A 3,365-nucleotide genomic window follows, 5' to 3' on the forward strand; every position below is an offset into this window, starting at 1 on the left:
GCAGGGGTGTCATCGGGTCGTCATCCACCGCATCCGAGGCCAGATAGCTGTTTTCGACATCCCGTTCCAGCAGGCCTTGCCGTTCCAGATAGCGACCCACCCGGTGGGCGATGGTGTGCGTCAGCGGCACTGTTGCAAATAACCACGAATGGTAAGCTGAAGACTGTTTTAGCTAAAGGTGCAGCATATGAATCCTTTCCATGGTCGGCATTTTCAGGGCGAAATCATTCTTTGGGCTGTGCGCTGGTATTGTAAATATGGCATTAGCTATCGTGAACTGCAGGAAATGCTGGCCGAACGGGGTGTGAATGTTGATCACACGACTATTTACCGTTGGGTTCAACGTTATGCTCCTGAAATAGAAAAACGTTTACGCTGGTATTGGCGTAATCCTACAGATCTGAGCTCGTGGCATATTGATGAAACCTATGTAAAAGTGAATGGACGATGGTCTTATCTGTATCGTGCAGTCGATCAACGTGGCGATACCATTGATTTTTATCTTTCTTCTAGACGTAATACCAAATCAGCATATTGTTTTCTTGGAAAAATTTTAAATAATGTGAAGAAGTGGCAAATTCCACAAGTGATCAACACGGATAAAGCACCCACATATGGACGTGCTTTATCACGGTTAAAACGGGAAGGTAAATGTCCACCAGACCTTGAGCACAGGCAGATTAAGTATAAAAATAACGTGATTGAATGTGATCATGGCAAGCTAAAGCGGATCATCAGGGCCACATTAGGATTCAAATCTATGAAGACGGCTTATGCCACAATTAAAGGTATTGAAGTCATGCGTGCACTACGTAAAGGACAAGCATCGTCATTTTATTATGGTCAGCCTCAGGGTGAAGTGTGTCTAATCAACAGGGTTTTCGGTCTCTAAGTACTTTTTAAAGGGAACATCATCGACTCAAATCTCTATTTGCAACAGTGCCAAAAAAACCAACTTCAAGTTGGTTTTTCTTTTTTAATCATCAGTGGCGACCTTAACACCATATCCAATTAAACCTGCAAGGCTAGCATAGGCTATTTTGGCATAAATCGAACCCCACCAGACCGTAATTTTACTGGCACCAAATTCCCGAACCGTTTGCCCCATAAAATTAGTGGTTTCATAGAAATTTTTAGCAGAATAACCTAACGCAATATGATCAAGGACAGGGAATAAACTAAAAGCTAAACCTACTGCTGCTGCGGGGAAAGTAAACTCTCTTGATAGACCGAATTTTCCAGTAATAAATACAAGCGATACCACGATAATTAATCTAATGATAGTCCATAGCATCACTGTGAAAGGCAAGTTAAAGATGCCTGCTCCCTGCCACGCAAGACCGCAAACAACTAGGGGTCGTCTCAGAAAACGGAAAATAAAGCACGCTAAGCCGGTTGCAGAGGCCGTAGCGGCCTGAACTTCCCCGCGCCGATCTTGGCGCTGCTGCGCCATAGGTAATCACCGGTCAGGTTGATGTGCTCCCAGCCGAGTGGCGACAGGTACTGCAATAGCGAGTCATCGACGGCATGACCATTGCCGCGCAACGCATGCGCCGCACGCTCCAGGTAGACCGTGTTCCACAGCACGATGGCCGCCGTCACCAGGTTGAGGCCGCTGGCCCGGTAGCGCTGCTGCTCGAAACTGCGGTCACGGATTTCACCAAGGCGGTTGAAGAACACGGCACGGGCCAGCGCATTGCGCGCCTCGCCCTTGTTCAGCCCGGCATGCACGCGGCGGCGTAGCTCGACGCTTTGCAGCCAGTCGAGGATGAACAGCGTGCGCTCGATGCGGCCCAACTCGCGCAGCGCGACGGCCAAGCCGTTCTGGCGCGGGTAGCTGCCGAGTTTCCTGAGCATCAGCGAGGCCGTCACCGTGCCCTGCTTGATCGAGGTGGCCAGCCGCAGGATTTCGTCCCAATGGGCGCGGACGTGCTTGATGTTGAGCGTGCCGCCGATCATCGGCTTGAGCGCGTCATAGGCGGCATCGCCCTTCGGGATGTAGAGCTTGGTGTCGCCCAGGTCGCGGATGCGCGGCGCGAAGCGGAAGCCCAAGAGGTGCATCAGGGCGAAGACGTGATCGGTGAAGCCCGCCGTGTCGGTGTAGTGCTCCTCGATCCGCAGGTCGGATTCGTGGTACAGCAGGCCGTCGAGCACGTAGGTTGAGTCGCGCAGGCCGACATTGACCACCTTGGTGTGGAATGGCGCGTATTGGTCGGAGATGTGGGTGTAGAAAGTCCGTCCTGGGCTGCTGCCATATTTTGGGTTGATGTGCCCCGTGCTCTTTGCCTTGCTAGCGGTTCGGAAATTCTGTCCGTCCGATGATGATGTGGTGCCATCGCCCCAGTGCCCGGCAAAGGGATGCCGAAACTGAGCGTTGACCAGTTCAGCCAACGCTGTCGAGTACGTTTCGTCGCGGGTATGCCAGGCTTGCAGCCAAGCGAGCTTCGCGTAGGTCGTGCCGGGGCAGGACTCGGCCATCTTGGTCAGGCCCAGGTTGATCGCGTCGGCCAGGATCGTGGTCAACAACAGGTTCTTGTCCTTGGCCAGATCGCCCGATTTCAAGTGCGTGAAGTGCCGGGTGAAGCCCGTCCACTCATCGACTTCGAGCAGCAGTTCGGTGATCTTGACGTGCGGCAGGACCATGGCTGTCTGGTCTATCAGCGCCTGCGCGGTGTCGGGCACCGCCGCATCCAGCGGCGTGATCTTCAAGCCCGACTCGGTGATGATGGCATCCGGCAGGTCGTTGGCTGCCGCCATGCGGTTGACGGTGGCAAGTTGTGCTTCCAGCAGCGTCAGCCGCTCATGCAGATATTGTTCGCAGTCGGTGGCCACGGCCAGCGGCAATTCGCTGGACTGCTTGAGGCTGGTGAACTTCTCGGGCGGTACCAGGTAGTCCTCGAAGTCCTTGAACTGGCGTGAACCCTGCACCCAGATGTCGCCCGAGCGCAGGGAGTTCTTCAACTCGGACAGCGCGCACAGTTCGTAGTAGCGCCGGTCGATGCCGGCGTCGGTCATCACCAGTTTCTGCCAGCGCGGCTTGATGAAGCCGGTCGGTGCATCGGCTGGCAGCTTGCGGGCGTTGTCGGTGTTCATGCCGCGCAGCACCTCAATGGCATCAAGCACGTTTTTGGCGGCGGGCGCGGCCCGCAGCTTGAGCACGGCAAGGAATTCCGGTGCATAGCGGCGCAGGGTGGCGTAGCTCTCGCCGATGCGATGCAGGAAATCGAAGTCATCGGGTTGCGCGAGCTTCTGCGCCTCGGTGACGCTCTCGGCAAAGGAATCCCAGGACATGACGGCCTCGATGGCGGCAAACGCATCGCGGCCTGATTGCTTGGCGTCGATCAGCGCCTGACCGATGCGCCCGT

The 3,365-nt window shown here is 54.8% G+C and carries 3 protein-coding genes; 1 reads left to right on the plus strand and 2 read right to left on the minus strand.

The window, feature by feature from the left end; all coding sequences use genetic code 11:
* Window positions 1-187 precede the first annotated feature (187 nt).
* Window positions 188-892, plus strand: coding sequence for an IS6-like element IS1006 family transposase (locus tag ACSIPU_RS30020; protein WP_001067784.1), 705 nt, complete (start codon window positions 188-190; stop codon window positions 890-892).
* Window positions 893-976: 84 nt separating this feature from the next.
* Here ACSIPU_RS30020 and ACSIPU_RS30025 read toward each other — a convergent pair whose 3' ends face one another.
* Complete coding sequence (locus tag ACSIPU_RS30025) at window positions 977-1,453, minus strand: hypothetical protein (RefSeq protein WP_223171565.1); 477 nt, start codon at window positions 1,451-1,453, stop codon at window positions 977-979.
* On the minus strand, window positions 1,387-3,365 hold a 1,979-nt coding region (locus ACSIPU_RS30030; protein WP_435322460.1), incomplete at its 5' end, for a Tn3-like element TnAs3 family transposase. The genes ACSIPU_RS30025 and ACSIPU_RS30030, both read right to left, overlap by 67 nt.

The organism is Klebsiella sp. HN106, assembly GCF_051209435.1.
Taxonomy (GTDB): Bacteria; Pseudomonadota; Gammaproteobacteria; order Enterobacterales; family Enterobacteriaceae; genus Klebsiella; species Klebsiella oxytoca.